Here is a 16,126-nt window from a genome sequence, read left to right as displayed (position 1 = left end):
GGAGGACCGCTCCGGCGAGACGCCGCTCGTGATCGTGCAGGCCGATGCAATCCTTGCGCACCTTGAAGAGACCCGCCCCGAGCCGCCGCTTCTGCCCGCAGACCCGGCAGGGCGCGCAGAGGTGCGCCGCCTCGTCAGCTGGTTTGATCGCAAGTTCGACGCCGAGGTGAATGCCTACCTGCTGCACGAGAAGCTGGAAAAGCGCATGCAGAATCTGGGCTCGCCCGATGCCGGCATGATCCGGGCCGGGCGCGACTATCTGCGGGCGCATCTCGACTACATGTCCATGCTGCTGGAGCGCCGGGACGGCCCCGCGGGCCCGCGCTATTCGATGGCAGACCTTGTCGCCGCAGCGCACCTGTCCTGCGTCGATTATCTGGGCGATGTGCCCTGGGACAGTTTCCCGGCGGCCAAGGCCTGGTATGAGCGCATCAAGTGCCGCCCGGCCTTCCGTTCGCTGCTGGATGACCGCCTGCCGGGACTGCCGCCGGCCCGCTGGTATGCCGATCTGGACTTCTAGGACCGCTGCGGGGCCTGTGCCCCATTAACCACACTGCGGTGCAAACCTGCCACATTTTTCAGGCGCGCAGCTTGGCCTGAGCGGCGCTCACCTGTATCACACTCACCATTGAAAGGCGGCTTGCCGTCCATTGGAGGTTTCGTCCGACCCATGCGATCTGACATCTGGAGTGCCCTTTCGCGCACGCGGTAGCGCGGTCTTGAAGGGCACCCGCGCTCGCCGCCGCAAGGCGCCCGGCCGGGTAACGCTTCTTCGCTACCGCTTCACCGTTACAGATATTCAGACCTGCCGGTCCGCACTGCCCTGAGCCAGCGCGGGCCCCATTCTTCGGGACGATCATGACCGGACAATTTGATGATGACGACGCGCCCGGCGTGCGCGTGCTGTCCAATACCGCCGTGCTGGCCTTTCTCTGGCGCCAGTGGATGCGCCGCCCGTGGTTCTTCTCCGCGCTCGCAGGATTCATGCTGCTGGCAACGGCTGTGGATGTCTTCATCCCGGTGGCTGCCGGGCGCCTGATCGATGCCATGTCGGAAACCGGCGGGGGCGACCACTGGCTGGCCTTTGCCATCTTCCTCGGACTTGCCATCCTCTTCCACACGTTGCGCCAGATCGCGGTGCGCTTCGAAATCCGCTTTTCCAGCGCGAACATGGCCGACATGACGACCGAATCCTTCGCGCGCGTGCAGCGTTTCGCGCTCGACTGGCATGCCAGCACCTTTGCCGGTTCGGTCGTGCGCAAGATCACGCGCGGCATGTGGGCCTATGACACGATCACCGCGACACTCTGGTTCAGCCTCATACCCTCGATCTGTGTGATGGCGGGGCTGGGCCTCTACATGCTCTTTATCTGGCCGGTCGTCGGGCTTTTTGCCCTGACCGTGACAACGCTTTTCGTCATCGCCTCCGTGCTGATGTCGGCGCTCTATGTGCGCCCGCAGAATATCCGCTCCAACGCGCTCGATTCCGAGCTGGGCGGCGCGGTAGCGGATGCGGTGTCAGGCATTGCGACGGTGAAGAGCTTTGGCGCGGAAATGCGCGAGGACGGCCGGTTTCATGCCCTCGCCTGGCGCTGGCGGGGCGAGGTGAAGAAGACCTGGCTGCGCTTTGTGAACACCTGGCTTGTCCAGATCATCGCGGTCCTGACCTTGCAGGCGGGCCTGACCGGGCTGCTCATCTGGCTCTGGCAGAGGGGTGAGGCAAGCCCCGGCTCGGTCGTGTTTGCCATCACGGCCTTCATGCTGATGGGCGGATATATGCGCCGCTTCGGCGAGGATGTTCAGAACATCCAGCGCGGTCTGGACGAAATCCAGGACATTGCCGCCTACGCAAAGCAAGAGACCAGCATTGCCGACCGTCCCGGTGCGCCGGACTTCGTGCCCGGTCCCGGCGCCATCAGCTTTGACCGCGTGCGCTTTACCTATGCGGGCCAGAACCAGCCGCTCTACGAGGATTTCTCGCTGGAGATCAAAGCCGGTGAGAAGGTCGCCCTTGTCGGTCCGACAGGCTCTGGCAAGTCGACCTTCGTCAAGCTGGTCCAGCGCCTTTACGATGTGGATGCCGGCGAGATCCGCATTGACGGGCAGGATGTACGCTCCGTACGGCAGGCTACGCTGCGCCGTGCGATAGCGCTCGTCCCGCAGGACCCGGCCCTGTTTCACCGCACTATCGCGGAGAACATCGCCTATGCCCGTCCCGATGCCTCGATGGAGGAGATCATGCAGGCCGCCCGCCGGGCGCGTGCGCATGACTTCATCACGCGCCTGCCGCTGGGCTATGACACGCTGGTCGGCGAGCGCGGCGTGAAATTGTCGGGCGGTGAGCGGCAACGCGTGGCCATTGCCCGCGCCGTGCTGGCCGATGCCCCCATCCTGATCTTCGATGAAGCCACTTCCAGCCTCGACAACGAGACAGAGCGCGAAGTGCAGGAGGCGATGGCCGACGTGATGGCCGGACGCACAGCAATCGTCATCGCCCACCGTCTTTCGACGATACGCGATGCAGACCGCATCCTGGTCTTCAATGCCGGGCGGATCGTGGAGCAGGGCACGCATGACCAGCTCAGTGCGCAGGGTGAAGGCGTCTATGCGCGCCTGGCAGCACTGGCAAAAGGCGGGTAGGAGCGGCTTGCGGTACGCTGGAAGATCATTTCCCTTCCGGCGGGGAAGCTGCTATAGCGCCGCGCTCAAGAGGTGACGGCCCTTTTTAGGGCTGCCATCTGGAATTTTTTCGGCGCGCCGGCGGACAAAGGCTCTGCGCGCGCCAGGCGAGGCTTTTCATGACGCTCCCCGACACCATCCATCCCGCGCTGCGCGCAGCGCTGGCGCGCAAGGGCTATGCCAGCCTGACCGATGTCCAGGCCGCCGTGCTGGGCAACGAGGCGCTTGGCCAGGACCTGCTGGTTTCCGCCCAGACCGGTTCAGGCAAGACGGTCGCCTTTGGTCTGGCCATGGCGGAAAACCTGCTGGGTGAGGCTGATACCCTGCCGCAGGCCCAGAGCCCGCTGGCCCTTGTCATTGCCCCGACGCGCGAGCTTGCCTTGCAGGTCCAGCGCGAACTTGGCTGGCTCTACGGCGAGGCCGGAGCCCGCATCGCGTCTGCTGTTGGCGGCATGGACCCGCGCGCCGAACGGCGCGCCATGGAGCGCGGTGCCCATATCATTGTCGGTACGCCCGGACGCCTGAAGGACCATATCGAGCGCGGCGCGCTCGATCTTGCCTCCATCCGCGCCATCGTGCTCGACGAAGCCGACGAGATGCTCGATTTCGGCTTCCGGGAAGATCTGGAATTCATTCTGGGCTCCGCGCCGGACGAACGCCGCACCCTGCTGTTCTCGGCAACGGTGTCGAAGGAAATCGCGCGTATCGCCCAGACCTATCAGAGCGATGCTGTTCGCCTGTCGACGATCAGCCAGGGCGGCCAGCACGCCGATATTGCCTATGTCGTCCACGCCGTAGCCCCGCGCGACCGGGAAAACGCCGTCATCAACGTGCTGCGCTATCACGGTGCGCCGCGCGCACTGGTCTTTTGCTCCACGCGCGAAGCGGTCAACCGCATGGCGGCACGCCTTGCCAATCGTGGCTTTGCCTCTGTCGCCCTGTCGGGCGAGCTGAGCCAGGCCGAACGCACCAAGGCCCTGCAATCGCTGCGCGATGGCCGTGCCGCGGTTTGCGTGGCAACCGACGTAGCCGCCCGCGGCATCGACCTGCCCGGCCTGGATCTGGTGGTCCATGCCGACCTTCCCAACAATGCCGAGACCCTGCTGCACCGCTCCGGGCGTACCGGGCGCGCAGGCGCCAAGGGCATTAGTGTTCTCGTTGCCGGTTTCAACCAGCGCGGCCGCGCCACCCGCCTCCTGCGCGATGCCCGCCTCGATGCCGTATGGTCGGAAGCACCCGACGCCGATGCCGTGCGGGCCAAGGACCGCGAGCGCCTCGGCGAACACCCCGCCTTTACGGGCGAGATGGACGAGGATCGGCTGGCCGAGGCCCGCGAGATCATCGAGCGCTTCGGTGCCGAACGCGTGGCGCTGGGCTTCCTTGCTGAACTGGAACGCCGCCTGCCGGCACCTGAAGAGCTGGGCGCGGATTCCGGCCCGGTACGCCGCGATGACCGCGCCCCGCGTGACCGTCAGGAAAGCGGTGAACGGCGCGAGCGTACGCCCCGCCCGCCGCGCGCAGGTTTCGAGCCGGGGGTCTGGTTCGAGGTCGATATGGGCCGCCGCCAGCGTGCCGAGCCGCGCTGGCTGGTGCCGATGATCTGCCGCCTTGGCGACGTAACGGGCCGCGACATCGGCGCGATCGATATTGGCGAGGTGGCAACCCGTTTCGAGATCACCGCCTCGCAGGTCGAGCATTTCGAGAAAGCGCTGCGCGAGCCGCGTGAGCGTGACCAGAATGTCGTCGTGCGCCGCGCGGGTGACACGCCGCTGCAGCCGGCCAATCCCGATGCGCCGCCCACGCGCCAGCGCGCACCGCGCGATTCCCGTCCCGGACGTCAGGAACGCTTTGCCCGCAAGGCAGAGCGGGACGAGGACAAGCTCTACGAGGATGTGCCGCCGCCACCAGCAGTGACGGTGAAACCCTTGCGCGACGGCAAGAAGCCGGACGGACCGCGCAAGGGCCACAAGCCTTTCAAGGGTGACAAACCCTTCCGCAAGCATTCGGGCGAAGAGGGCGGGCGTCCCGCCGGCAAGCGCAAGCCTGCAGGCGAGGCGCGCGGCGACCGGCCGGCAAAGCCCTATCGGGCGGGGCCGGCATCGGGCGGTGACCAGACCCTGCGCCGGGTCAAGCGCAAGCCCCGCAAGGACAGCTAGTCCGCCTTCACGAACGCCGCATGTGAACGCGATTTAACTCCATGGCGGGCAACCGCCATGGCACGCTCTCGCCATGGACATGGTGGACATTCTCGACTCGGGCGACTGCGCGAGGCTCTCGCAAGCCCTCAAGAACGATCCCGGTATCGCTGACCGCCCCGTTGTTGCCGGCAGTCATTCAGCCCATCCGGTTCATGCGATCTGTGACCGTGTGTTTGACGGACGCCTTGCCGAACCGGATGCTCTCGCCATGGTCAGCGTGCTCCTGAAGGCAGGCGCCAACATCCATCATGTGCACGCGGCCAATGGCGACGGACTTCTCACGAGCGCGATCAGCCTCTCCTGCCCAGGCATCGCGCTGGCCGTTCTCGCAGCGGGTGCACCTGTTGATGCCAAAGGGCTCTTTGGTGCCAGACCGGTCCACTGGAGCGCGATCATGGGAATGCCCGCTGTTCTGGAACACCTTCTTGCCGCCGGTGTGGACATTCATGAGGCCGATAGCGAGTTCGCCTCCACACCGCTTGGCTGGGCGATGGAAGGCTGGGCAAGCCCGCCGAAAGGCTCGCACGGCCACCAGACAGAATGTGCCCGCCTGCTGGTCGCGGCAGGCGCGACCGTCGAACCGCAATGGGCCGGGTCGGAGCGGGTCAGGGCCGATGCGGCTCTGTCTCGCGCGCTCGGGCTTGGCTAGTCCGCCTCGCGGATGGCGGCGTGGACGGTGAGCGCCTGAACGGTCTCACGCACGTCATGCACCCGTACCATGGTAGCGCCCGATGCGGCAGCATGCAGAGCGGCGGCGATCGAGCCGCCAAGTCGTTCATCAGCTGCCGCATCGCGGTCCAGTGCCGCGATGAAGCGCTTGCGCGATGCCCCGAAGAGAAGCGGGAAGCCATGTCCGGCAAGGCGTGACAGCGCGGCCATCAAAGCGAGATTATGGGCCAGCGTCTTGCCAAATCCTATGCCGGGGTCGAGCCAGATTTTTTCCTTTGGAACGCCCGCCGCCATGACCGCGTCTGCGCGTTCAAGGAGGAAGGCTTCGACCTCGCCCACCACATCATCATAGACAGGGTTTTCCTGCATGGTCTGCGGCGCACCCTGCATGTGCATCAGGCAGACCTCGCACATCAGATTCGCCGCCATCTGGGGCGCGCCGTCTGCCCGTAAGGCATTGACATCATTCCACAAGCGCGCACCGGCCTTCATCGCGACCTCCGCCACGGCCGGCTTCATCGTATCGATGGAGAGCGGCACACCGGCGCCGCTGAGACCTTCCATGACCGGGATGACGCGCTGCAACTCGTCAGCCACGCTGACCGGCACCGCGCCGGGCCGGGTGCTTTCGCCGCCAATGTCGAGCCAGTCGGCACCAGCGGCCACCAGCGCCTTGCCGTGCGCAATGGCAGAGGCCGTTTCGCCATGGCGTCCGCCATCGGAAAAGCTGTCGGGCGTGACATTCACGATGCCCATGACGAGAGGCCGGAACGGGCGATCGCTCATGATCAGTCAGCCTGCTCCTGGGTCTGTGAATCTACTTCCGCCTCGCTGGCAGGCTCGGCTTCATCCTGCCGGATGAAGCTGTAGGGCATCGGCGTGCCCGGCACACGGAAAACGACGCGCCCGTCCTCAATCGTGCCCTGTTCGCGATAGGTCAGGCTGTTTCCAAGCGCCCGTATGCTGGCAAATATCCGCATCTGCGTGCCCGACTGGGCCGTGATGAGGCAGGTTTCCGGATCAACCGCGAAATAATACCCGGCATGGGCGGCATCCCTGCGCTCCGCCAGACAGGTGTCGGGATAGCCAATCAGGTCATCCGTCGAAAGCTCCATGAAGGCACCCGGCTCTGCCGCCCGCCCCGCATAGGGCTCCGGATCGCGAAAAGTGAAGAAGTCAAAGCCGGTTACAAGCCCGTCTGCATCGGTGCGCACCGCCCAGATACGCTGGCGGCTGATCGCGCCTTCGGGCCCGCCACTGCGCCATTCCAGATACAGCACATGATCCCCGATCTGCGGCGCATCGACTTGCGTGTGGACGATATGCTGATGATCGAGCCACTCCGTCGCGCCGCCTGCCTCCGGCTCGCGGTGCAAAGACGGATCAGCCCGGTTCCACTGGGCCTCGTTGGAAAACTCACCCGACAGAAAGCCCGTCACATGGGCGGCACTGCCATATTGAGGAGCGGTTTCGGCGGCTGGCGCAGCGTCTTCCTGCGGTGCCGCAACCGGTTCGGCCTGAACAGCGGCAAGGGCCATCATGACGGCAAGCAACATCGGCAAATCCCCAAATGTCTCGAATGAGCGCGAGCGCCCGATTGCACCACTTTCAGCGCCCCGATGGCAAGCACGCCCCATCGGGTTCGACGCGAAATGTCCTGACAAAGGCTGACGCGTTTGTACCGGCCTGTGCTATGAGCGCTGGCAGTATTGACGCCTTCTGGAGTGTGCCCTTGACCGGAGCCGATGACGAGACCGGCCTTGAAACGGCGGCCCCGCGCTATGTCTGGCTGGCCGAAACGCTGAAAAAGCGTATCGCGGCCGGCGATCCGCCGGTCGGAAAGCTCCTGCCGACCGAGCATGCCTTGTGCGAAACCTATAATGTGTCCCGCCATACGGCGCGCGAGGCGTTGCGCCTGCTGGCGGAAGCCGGCCTCATCGTGCGCCGCCGCGGAGCGGGAACGCTCGTCATCGCAACGGAAAGCAAGGCCGCCTTCGCCCAGCGCCTCGGCAATGTCGACGATCTGATGCAATACGCGCGCGATGCGCGCCTGACGCCTGAATCCACCACCATGGTAGCGCTGGAATCCCAGCTTGCGCGCGCGCTGGGCGTCGCGCCGGGGGGTGAATATATGCGCGTCTCGGGCCTGCGCGCGGTGCCGGGCGAACCGGCCATCGCCTATACCGACATCTATATCCGCGCCGATCTCGCCCCGCCGGTGGAGAAGCTGGTGGAGATGAACGGGCTCATCATCGAGTGGATTGCCAGTGTGCGCGGCGTTGCGACCGCGCGCGTCGATCAGGCCATCCTTGCCGGTGCCATGACCGAGCGCGAGGCGGCAAGCCTGGGATGCGAAGCAGGCGCAGCGGCCCTGCGCACCCGGCGGCGCTATTACGACAAGAGCGGACGCGTCATCGCGCTTTCAGACACGGTGCATCCGGGCAATCGCTTCGTCTACGAGATGAGCCTCTTGCGCGAGAGCGAGCACTAGCACCGCTGCTATATCAACCCGCCAAGATCCAGCGCGCCTTCCAGCACGACCGGGCCGGACAGGTGCACATGGTCGTTGGCGTCCCAGCGCACAGGCAGATCGCCGCCATCGGCCTGTATAACCACCTCACGGCCTGTCAGCCCGCGCCGGTGAGCTGCCACCAGAGCCGCGCAGGCGCCCGTGCCACAGGCCTGCGTCAGGCCGGCACCGCGCTCCCAGACCTTCAGCCTGATGGCGTCGCGATTCAGCACCTGCGCAAACCCGGCATTTACTCGTTCGGGAAAGAGCGGGTCATGTTCGGCAACCGGGCCGATTGTGGTCACGGGCAATCCGTCCAGATCGTCAACGAAGAAGACGGCATGGGGATTGCCCATCGACACGGCACCGGGACCTTCCAGCGCTCCGCCTGAAGGCAGAGGCAGCGCATAATCCAGCTGGATCGTATCCATGGCCCGGGACAGGGGGATGTCCTGCCAGTTCAGACGGGGCTGTCCGAGATCAATTTCGACAGCGCCGCCTGCCAGCCTGCGTGCACCGAGCACGCCGCCTTGGGTGGCAAGGGTCAGCCGGGAGCGGCTTTCATCCTCAAAGATCAGCCAGGCTGCTGCCCGCGTGCCGTTGCCGCACGCCCCGACCTCACCGCCATCGGCGTTCCACACGCGCAAGGCCGCGTCAGCAACGCCATGATCCTCGATACCCATGATCTGGTCGAAAGGGTGGCGGCGGTGCAGGGCCTTGACCGTGTCAGCTGACAGCCGGAGCGGCCCGGCGTGCGTGCGCGCGTCGAGAACGATGAAGGCGTTTCCCGCCCCGTTCATGGCAAAGGCTTTCATGGCCTTGGCGATACGCCTGCGGGCCGCGCGCCGCAAGGGGCAAGCGCGCAGTGGCGAGGTTTCGAGTTTGTAATGTAGCAGGCTTTGACGCAGGCCCCCTTGCAGCGTTCAATGGAGCACCTTTTTTACCTGGGGGTATATGAAGTCCATGAACATGCACAAAGCCGCCCTTCTGGCGGCCAGCTCGGCCTTGATGCTGGCTGCCTGCGAACCCGCCGGCAATGGAGATGACGCCGTGAATCCATCCACGCCGGCCGATACGTCTGAAACGGCCGCTGGCACGGAGACGAGCGGGCCGGACGCCGAAGCGCGCGCACTGAACGCCTCGATCCAGTCCGGCTCGGAGGAATTGCTGTGGCTGGAAGAGGTCGAGGGCGAGGAGGCGCTGGCCTTTGCTGCCGCCCAGAACGAACGCTCTCTGGGCCATTTGCAGGCAGACCCGCGCTATCAGCAATTGTTCGACAGTGCGCTCGAAGTGCTCGAGAGCACGGATCGCATTCCCTATGTTTCGGTGCGCGGCGGCGAATTATGGAATTTCTGGCAGGACGCCGAGAACACGCACGGCCTGTGGCGCCGTACCACGCTGGAAAGCTACGAGACCGTCAATCCCGAATGGGATGTGGTGCTCGACCTTGATGCGCTCGCAGAGGAAGAGGGGCGCAACTGGGTCTGGCGCGGTTCGTCCTGCCTGTCGCCGGAATACCGCCGCTGCATCCTGACGCTGTCCGATGGCGGCTCTGACGCCGCTGTGCGCCGCGAATGGGACATGGAAACCCGCAGCTTCGTCGAAGGCGGGTTTGAAATCCCCGCCACCAAGGGCTCGACCACCTGGATCGACGAGAACACGCTTCTGATCGCCACGGCGCTGGAAGCCGACGAGACGACAACCTCGGGCTATCCCTTCGTGGTCAAGCGCTGGACGCGCGGCACCCCGATCGAGGAGGCCGAAGTGGTCTTCACCGGCGCTGCGGGCGATGTCGGCGTATGGCCGGCCCGCTTTGAGCAGGCCGACGGCACCTACTACCTCATGGCAACGCAGGCCGAGACCTTCTTTGAAAGCGTCTACTGGCTGCTGCCGGATGATGCGCGGGGCGAGCCTGTCCGCCTGACCCTGCCGCGCCGCGTCAGCCCGCAAGCCCTGTTCGGTGACCAGCTCATCTTCTCGATCGAGGAAGAATGGACCCCGGCTGAAGGCGGCGAGACCTATCCGCAAGGCGCGGTCCTGTCGCTGTCCATGTCGGAACTGGCCGCAACGGGTGAACTGCCCGCGATCGAGACCGTCTTCGTGCCCGGCGAGCGCCAGTCGGTCGGCGGCTTCTCTGCAACCGCCAACCATCTTCTGGCCGTTATCAACGAGAACGTCGTGGGCGGTCTTTATGTCTTCGAGCGTGGCGAAAATGGCTGGGAACGCCGCCAGATCGAGACGCCGGAAAACACCTCCGTGTCCATCGTGACAGCAGACGACCAGTCCGACCTCGCCTATGTCTCGGCGCAAGGCTATCTGACGCCGAACACGCTCTACCGGGTGAGCGAGGACGCTGCGTCGCTGACCCCCGCCCGCTCCATGCCAAGCTGGTTCGACACCGAAGGGCTGGAGGTTGAACAGCGTGAAGCCACGAGCGCTGACGGCACGCAGATCCCCTACTTCATCATCCACAACCCGGAACGCACCGGCGCGGAGCCGGGCCCGACCCTGCTCTATGCCTATGGCGGTTTCCAGGTCAGCCTGAACCCGTCCTATTCGGGCACGATGGGCCGTCTCTGGCTGGAAAATGGCGGCACCTATGTCCTGGCCAATATCCGCGGTGGCGGCGAGTTCGGCCCGGCCTGGCACCAGGCGGGCCTCACCACCAACCGCCAGCGCATCTATGACGACCTGATCGCGGTGGCCGAAGCCCTCGTCGAGGACGGCGTTACCACTACCGACCAGCTCGGCGTGATGGGCGGTTCCAATGGCGGCCTTCTGACCGGCGTGATGTACACCCAGCGGCCCGACCTGTTCGGCGCCGTCATCAGCCAGGTGCCGCTTCTGGACATGATGCGCTTCCACACCATGCTGGCCGGTGCCAGCTGGCAGGCTGAATACGGCTTCCCGGACGAGAACCCCGACGAGCGCGCCTTCCTGCGCTCGATCTCGCCGCTTCACAATGTGAACCCGGACCGGGACTACCCGCCGCTCTTCCTGCTCACCTCGACCAAGGATGACCGGGTGCACCCGGCCCATGCCCGCAAGATGGCCTATCTGACCGACACGCTCGGCCTCGACATGCTCTATTACGAGAACATGGAAGGCGGCCACTCGGCGGCGGCAAACCTGCGCGAGACGGCCAACCGGCTGGCGCTGGAATACACCTTCCTCATGCAGAACCTGATGGACGGGGAAGAGTAGGCACTTGCGATCCAGTCGCCTGAAATGAGAAACCCCGCCGGACCAGTCCGGCGGGGTTTTTGTCGTCAGCGGGCCACGGCCACCCTACCCCATGGTCGGGATGATGAAGGACTGGTCGGAAATCTCGCCCGTGGGCCAGCGCTGGGTCACGGTCTTGATCTTGGTGAAGAAGCGCACCCCTTCCATGCCGTGCTGGTTGGCGTCGCCGAAGGCAGAGCGCTTCCAGCCGCCAAAGGTGTGATAGGCGACCGGCACCGGGATTGGCACATTGATGCCGACCATGCCGACATTCACCTTGGAGGCGAACTCGCGCGCAGCAAGCCCGTTACGCGTGAAGATGGCAACGCCATTGCCATACTGGTGCGCGCTGGGCAGGCGTGCTGCCTCTTCCAGATCCTTCGCCCGCACGACCTGCAGGACGGGACCAAAGATTTCTTCCTGATAGGAGCGCATGTCCGGGCGAACGCGATCGAAGAGCGACGGACCGACAAAGAAACCTTTCTCATGGCCCTGCAGTTCGAAGCCGCGTCCGTCAATGAGAAGCTCGGCGCCCTCTTTCACACCCATCTCGATATAGCTTTCGATCCGGGCCTTGTGGGCGGCGGTCACGACGGGGCCGTAAACGGCGTCCGGGTCGAGCGAGTGGCCGGGCTTGAGATTCTCGATTTCCGGGATCAGGGCTTCGATCAGCCTGTTGGCGGTTTCCTCGCCGACCGGCACCGCGACAGGCAGCGCCATGCAGCGCTCGCCGGCCGAACCGAAGGCGGAACCGACAAGATCCTTGACGACCTGATCCATGTCCGCGTCGGGCATGACGATGCCGTGGTTCTTCGCCCCGCCCATGGCCTGCACGCGCTTGCCGTTTTCTGCGCCTTTCACATAGACGTACTGGGCGATATCGGAGGAGCCCACAAAGCTGACGGCCTTGACGTCCGGGTGCTCCAGAATGGCATCCACCACTTCCTTGTCGCCATGCACGACATTGAGAACGCCATCGGGCAGGCCCGCCTCGCGCATCAGCTCGGCAAGGCGCAGCGGCACGGACGGGTCACGCTCGGACGGCTTCAGGATGAAGGCATTGCCGCAGGCAATGGCAACGCCGAACATCCACATCGGGATCATGGCCGGGAAGTTGAACGGGGTGATACCCGCCACCACGCCCAGCGGCTGACGCATGGAGTAGACGTCGATTCCAGGGCCGGCACCTTCCGTGTATTCACCCTTCAGCAGATGCGGCACTCCGCAGGCAAACTCGATCACTTCAAGCCCGCGCTGGATATCGCCCTTGGCATCGGCAACCACCTTGCCGTGCTCTGATGCGAGCAGGCGGGCAAGGTCTTCCATATTCTCCTCGACCAGCGCCTTGAAGCGGAACATGACGCGGGCGCGGCGCTGCGGATTGGTCGCGGCCCAGTCGAGCTGAGCTTCCTTCGCGATCTCCACCGCGTGGGCGAGCTCTGCCTTCGTCGCCAGCGGCACGCGGGCCTGAACCTCGCCGGCGCTCGGATCAAACACATCGCCAAACCGGTCCGAATTGCCAGCTTCGTGGCGTCCCTTGATGAAGTGCGGAACGGTGCGGATATCAGCGCTCATGGATAGGGTCCTCCTTGCGCGGCGAACGGGCTTGCCCGCCCGCGCCTGTTATCTTGTGGCGTCGGATTAGCCGTTGCGGGCCGCGAAGTCGAGGCAGCGGGCGCTGTTCTAGCGATTGCGTTCCAGCCGCACGCGCACACCGTCACCGGTTGTGCCCTGCCACTGGCGTTCGCCGCCCCCCGGCTCGCCGGCAAAAACGGTTTCGCCCGCCGGATCGACAAGGACGAGACGGCCCGATCCTTCTTCTTCAAACTGCCAGAACATGGCGTCGCTCAAGGCAAGCTCGCAATCGGGCGATACGGCCGCCAGCCCGGCAGCGCCGCTCATCATCGCCATGGCACCGGAGGGACGCCGCGCCGGCGGCATCAGCACAAGGCTGCACTGCGCGCCCGCTTCGCTGACCGCCGCATAGTTTCCGGCAATGGCCGCGCCTTGCGGCGTCTGGGCGGCAAGCATCAGGATCAGGACAAGGCTCATCGGGCAGTTTCCCTCAAACACGCATTGGCGGCAGCCTAGCCTGCTGGTCCGCTTTCGTCGCCCCCCGGCCTGCGGAGAAGCGGATCAGCTCTCTGGAAATTGCCTGCGCGTGCGGTTGGCGAGCGCCACGAGGGACAACATGACGGGCACCTCTACCAGCACACCCACAACGGTTGCGAGCGCCGCACTGGCCAACGAGACGCGCCTTGCCCTGTTCCGCGCACTGGTGGCGGCGGGACCGGACGGGCTTTCTGCAGGCGCGCTGGCGACCCATGCAGGCATTTCGCCGAGCAATCTGACCGCCCATATGACCATTCTAACCCATGCCGGAATGGCCGAAGGCCGCCGGGCCGGGCGTAACCGGCTCTATGCAGCCAATCTGCCAGCGACAGCCCGCCTTGTCGGCTTTCTCATCGCCGATTGCTGCGGCGGCCATCCCGGGCTTTGCCACTCGGTTTCAAAACAGCTCGCCGCGTGCGCCAAAGACGCTTGCAACTAGCCTGCACTCACGCGAACTCTAGGCGCGATGAGCCAGTATCCTGCCGACCTCTATCCGGTTCCGCCCGTACCGCCGCAATCGGCTAAGGAACTTGTCGATCAGCTGATCGACGAGCGGGCGCCGCGCCTGCGCAAGCATCCTCGCCTGTGGAATGTGATACGCCCTGTGGCCGGCGCGATGATGGGCTATCACGATGCCATCCGCATGGTGGAGATCGTCCGCCCGATGCGGGCCCGCCAGGCCTTCGACTGGGCGGCCGGGTATCTGGACCTGACCGTAAATGCGCATGGCCTTGATGCCATCCCGGATACCGGCCCTGTCGTGATCATCGGTAACCATCCCGGCGGCATTGCCGACGGGATTGCGCTCTGGCAGGCCATCCGCGAGAAGCGCCCCGATCTGTGCTTCCTTGCCAATCGCGATGCACTGCGTGTCTGTCCGGGGCTTGAAGACATGCTGATCCCCGTGGAGTGGCGCAAGAACGAGCGCAGCCGCGCCAATGCCCGCGACACGCTGAAAGGTTCCATGGAGGCGCTCAATCAGGGCCGCTGCCTCGCCATCTTTCCATCAGGGCGTATGGCGCGCTGGCGCTGGAAGAACTGGGGTCTGGTGGAGGAGCCGTGGGCACCGACTGCCATATCGCTCGCCCGCCGCTTCAACACGCCGGTGGTAACGCTGGGCGTACGCCAGTCCATGCCTGTCGCATTCTATGCGCTCGACCAGATCCACGAGGAATTGCGCGACATCACGCTGTTCCACGGACTGATGCGCCAGCGCGGGAAGACTTATCGATTACGCTTTTCCGATCCCGTTCCCGCCCGCGACATTCCCGGCAGCGAGGCTGAAGCCACCGCCCTGATCCTGAAACAGGCCGAAGCCCTTGCCTGGGGGCGGTAAGCGAAAGCATCGCCAGAAGATCGCCGGGGCCGATTTCGTTTGTCGCGCGAGGTATGTTCTTCTACAATCTTACCGAGATTGGAGAGGGTTTCATGCTATCCAGAATTGCACTTGTTTCAGCCGCCCCAGCGATCGCGCTGTGCGCCTGCGCGACATCCACGCGGGTGGATTTTGGCGGCGTATTGAACCCCGCTGCGGTGCCCGCTGACGCAGTCGCATGTGCCGATTCAGCGTGGGAGCCCGGTGAACGCGTTGCACCGGTCTACCCGCAGGCCATGTCGAGGTTTTTCTACGCTGCCCAGTCGGAGTACAGCCTGCAGGCGCTCCAGTTTGCCTTCGACATCGACGAAACAGGGTCGACCAGAAACATCCGTTTGGTCGAGCCGTTGGCCTATACCCGCCACGCCACGATGCGCGAAGCGATACTGGTGTCGGCCGAAGCCATCGCCCAGTGGCGATATGACGCTGAAGGCGAGGCTCGCTACGCGACCGGATGCGCCACCCAGATGAATTTCATCTACGAAGACACACCCGAGCCATCATGAAAAAGCCCCGGCAGATTGCTCTGCCGGGGCCAATCTCATGCCAGCAAGGCCGGACGCCTAGTAGCGGTAGTGCTCGGCCTTGAACGGGCCTTTCTGCTCCACGCCGATATAGTCGGCCTGCTCCGGGCTCAGCACGGAGAGTTTGGCACCCAGCTTGTCCAGATGCAGCGCCGCCACCTTCTCGTCGAGGTGCTTGGGCAGGATGTAGACCTGGTTCTGGTACTGGTCGCCGCGCGTCCAGAGCTCGATCTGGGCCAGCACCTGGTTGGTGAAGCTGGCGCTCATGACAAAGCTCGGGTGGCCGTTGGCATTGCCCAGGTTCACAAGGCGGCCTTCGGAGAGAAGGATGATCTTGTGGCCTTCGGGGAACTCCACCAGATCAACCTGCGGCTTCACATTGGTCCACTGGAAGTTACGCAGGGCCTCGACCTGGATCTCGTTGTCGAAATGGCCGATATTGCACACGATCGCCATGTTCTTCATGGCGCGCATGTGGTCGACCGTGATGACGTCCTTGTTGCCGGTGGCGGTGACGACGATGTCGACCTGGCCGATCACGTCTTCGAGGCGCTCGACCGCATAGCCGTCCATGGCCGCCTGCAGGGCGCAGATCGGGTCGATCTCGGTGACAGACACGCGGCAGCCGGCCGAGCGCAGGGATTCCGCTGACCCCTTGCCGACATCGCCATAGCCGCAGACGAGCGCCGTCTTGCCGGCCATCATCACGTCGGTGCCGCGGCGGATCGCGTCCACCAGGCTTTCACGGCAGCCATAGCGATTGTCAAACTTCGACTTGGTGACGCTGTCATTGACGTTGATCGCGGGGAATGCGAGCTCGCCACGCTTGGCCATCTGG

15 protein-coding genes and 1 pseudogene are annotated in these 16,126 nt (G+C 64.8%); 9 read left to right on the top strand and 7 right to left on the bottom strand.

The window, feature by feature from the left end:
- From ACTS2Z_RS02630 to ACTS2Z_RS02615, 4 genes are all read left to right on the top strand, one after another.
- Nucleotides 1–520 (top strand): glutathione S-transferase family protein (locus ACTS2Z_RS02630; protein ID WP_442571677.1); only part of this gene is annotated, 520 nt, incomplete at its 5' end.
- Between the two features lie 338 nt (nt 521–858).
- Nucleotides 859–2,640: an ABC transporter ATP-binding protein gene (locus ACTS2Z_RS02625; RefSeq protein WP_442571676.1), complete on the top strand. Its 1,782-nt coding sequence runs from the start codon at nt 859–861 to the stop codon at nt 2,638–2,640.
- Between the two features lie 158 nt (nt 2,641–2,798).
- A complete protein-coding gene (locus tag ACTS2Z_RS02620) occupies nt 2,799–4,835 on the top strand; it encodes a DEAD/DEAH box helicase (RefSeq protein ID WP_442571675.1) in 2,037 nt (678 codons plus the stop codon).
- Nucleotides 4,836–4,908: 73 nt separating this feature from the next.
- The gene (locus ACTS2Z_RS02615; RefSeq protein ID WP_442571674.1) at nt 4,909–5,526 is read left to right on the top strand and encodes an ankyrin repeat domain-containing protein; all 618 of its coding nucleotides are present in this window, start codon (nt 4,909–4,911) and stop codon (nt 5,524–5,526) included.
- On the opposite strand, the gene folP is transcribed toward ACTS2Z_RS02615, so the two are convergent.
- Both folP and ACTS2Z_RS02605 read right to left on the bottom strand, forming a co-directional pair.
- Nucleotides 5,523–6,332, bottom strand: coding sequence for a dihydropteroate synthase (gene folP / locus ACTS2Z_RS02610; protein WP_442571673.1), 810 nt, complete (start codon nt 6,330–6,332; stop codon nt 5,523–5,525). The two genes, ACTS2Z_RS02615 and folP, sit on opposite strands and share 4 nt — an antisense overlap.
- Nucleotides 6,333–6,334: 2 nt before the next feature.
- Nucleotides 6,335–7,102 carry a CpcT/CpeT family chromophore lyase gene (locus ACTS2Z_RS02605; RefSeq protein WP_442571672.1) on the bottom strand — a complete coding sequence of 256 codons (768 nt, stop codon included), beginning with the start codon at nt 7,100–7,102 and terminating at the stop codon, nt 6,335–6,337.
- A gap of 176 nt (nt 7,103–7,278) precedes the next feature.
- Between ACTS2Z_RS02605 and ACTS2Z_RS02600 the strand changes: the two genes are divergently transcribed.
- Nucleotides 7,279–8,037 carry a GntR family transcriptional regulator gene (locus ACTS2Z_RS02600; protein ID WP_442571671.1) on the top strand — a complete coding sequence of 253 codons (759 nt, stop codon included), beginning with the start codon at nt 7,279–7,281 and terminating at the stop codon, nt 8,035–8,037.
- Nucleotides 8,038–8,045: 8 nt separating this feature from the next.
- Here the strand turns inward: ACTS2Z_RS02600 and dapF are convergent, their stop codons facing one another.
- Nucleotides 8,046–8,870: a diaminopimelate epimerase gene (dapF, locus tag ACTS2Z_RS02595; protein WP_442571670.1), complete on the bottom strand. Its 825-nt coding sequence runs from the start codon at nt 8,868–8,870 to the stop codon at nt 8,046–8,048.
- A 148-nt stretch (nt 8,871–9,018) separates the two neighbouring features.
- Between dapF and ACTS2Z_RS02590 the strand changes: the two genes are divergently transcribed.
- On the top strand, nt 9,019–11,259 hold the full coding sequence (locus tag ACTS2Z_RS02590) for a prolyl oligopeptidase family serine peptidase (RefSeq protein WP_442571669.1): 2,241 nt from the start codon (nt 9,019–9,021) through the stop codon (nt 11,257–11,259).
- A gap of 84 nt (nt 11,260–11,343) precedes the next feature.
- Here ACTS2Z_RS02590 and ACTS2Z_RS02585 read toward each other — a convergent pair whose 3' ends face one another.
- The 3 genes and pseudogenes from ACTS2Z_RS02585 to ACTS2Z_RS02575 form a co-directional block, all read right to left on the bottom strand.
- Nucleotides 11,344–12,852: a CoA-acylating methylmalonate-semialdehyde dehydrogenase gene (locus ACTS2Z_RS02585; RefSeq protein WP_442571668.1), complete on the bottom strand. Its 1,509-nt coding sequence runs from the start codon at nt 12,850–12,852 to the stop codon at nt 11,344–11,346.
- Nucleotides 12,853–12,960: 108 nt separating this feature from the next.
- Entirely contained in the window at nt 12,961–13,329 is a 369-nt protein-coding gene (locus ACTS2Z_RS02580) for a hypothetical protein (protein ID WP_442571667.1), read from the bottom strand.
- Between the two features lie 84 nt (nt 13,330–13,413).
- Nucleotides 13,414–13,521, bottom strand: a pseudogene (locus ACTS2Z_RS02575) (arsenical-resistance protein); the annotation flags it as partial.
- On the opposite strand from ACTS2Z_RS02575, the gene ACTS2Z_RS02570 reads away from it, so the two are divergent.
- The 3 genes from ACTS2Z_RS02570 (at nt 13,517) to ACTS2Z_RS02560 (ending at nt 15,270) form a co-directional block, all read left to right on the top strand.
- Entirely contained in the window at nt 13,517–13,828 is a 312-nt protein-coding gene (locus tag ACTS2Z_RS02570) for an ArsR/SmtB family transcription factor (RefSeq protein ID WP_442571678.1), read from the top strand. The pseudogene ACTS2Z_RS02575 and the gene ACTS2Z_RS02570 sit on opposite strands and share 5 nt — an antisense overlap.
- A 27-nt stretch (nt 13,829–13,855) precedes the next feature.
- Complete coding sequence (locus ACTS2Z_RS02565; protein ID WP_442571666.1) at nt 13,856–14,725, top strand: 1-acyl-sn-glycerol-3-phosphate acyltransferase; 870 nt, start codon at nt 13,856–13,858, stop codon at nt 14,723–14,725.
- Between the two features lie 275 nt (nt 14,726–15,000).
- Nucleotides 15,001–15,270, top strand: coding sequence for a hypothetical protein (locus ACTS2Z_RS02560; RefSeq protein WP_442571665.1), 270 nt, complete (start codon nt 15,001–15,003; stop codon nt 15,268–15,270).
- Between the two features lie 57 nt (nt 15,271–15,327).
- Here ACTS2Z_RS02560 and ACTS2Z_RS02555 read toward each other — a convergent pair.
- On the bottom strand, nt 15,328–16,126 hold a 799-nt coding region (locus ACTS2Z_RS02555; RefSeq protein ID WP_442571664.1), incomplete at its 5' end, for an adenosylhomocysteinase.

The sequence above is a fragment of the Glycocaulis sp. genome (assembly GCF_052168375.1).
In the GTDB taxonomy this organism is placed as follows: domain Bacteria; phylum Pseudomonadota; class Alphaproteobacteria; order Caulobacterales; family Maricaulaceae; genus Glycocaulis.
This window is presented reverse-complemented; position numbering and strand designations above follow the sequence as displayed.

Bases quoted from the DNA above. Each gene is read 5' to 3' on its own strand.
- ACTS2Z_RS02625 (WP_442571676.1), top strand. From the start codon at position 859: ATGACCGGACAATTTGATGATGACGACGCGCCCGGCGTGCGCGTGCTG.
- ACTS2Z_RS02620 (WP_442571675.1), top strand. From the start codon at position 2,799: ATGACGCTCCCCGACACCATCCATCCCGCGCTGCGCGCAGCGCTGGCG.
- ACTS2Z_RS02615 (WP_442571674.1), top strand. From the start codon at position 4,909: ATGGACATGGTGGACATTCTCGACTCGGGCGACTGCGCGAGGCTCTCG.
- folP (WP_442571673.1), bottom strand. From the start codon at position 6,332: ATGAGCGATCGCCCGTTCCGGCCTCTCGTCATGGGCATCGTGAATGTC.
- ACTS2Z_RS02605 (WP_442571672.1), bottom strand. From the start codon at position 7,102: ATGTTGCTTGCCGTCATGATGGCCCTTGCCGCTGTTCAGGCCGAACCG.
- dapF (WP_442571670.1), bottom strand. From the start codon at position 8,870: ATGAAAGCCTTTGCCATGAACGGGGCGGGAAACGCCTTCATCGTTCTC.
- ACTS2Z_RS02590 (WP_442571669.1), top strand. From the start codon at position 9,019: ATGAACATGCACAAAGCCGCCCTTCTGGCGGCCAGCTCGGCCTTGATG.
- ACTS2Z_RS02585 (WP_442571668.1), bottom strand. From the start codon at position 12,852: ATGAGCGCTGATATCCGCACCGTTCCGCACTTCATCAAGGGACGCCAC.
- ACTS2Z_RS02580 (WP_442571667.1), bottom strand. From the start codon at position 13,329: ATGAGCCTTGTCCTGATCCTGATGCTTGCCGCCCAGACGCCGCAAGGC.
- ACTS2Z_RS02565 (WP_442571666.1), top strand. From the start codon at position 13,856: ATGAGCCAGTATCCTGCCGACCTCTATCCGGTTCCGCCCGTACCGCCG.
- ACTS2Z_RS02560 (WP_442571665.1), top strand. From the start codon at position 15,001: ATGTCGAGGTTTTTCTACGCTGCCCAGTCGGAGTACAGCCTGCAGGCG.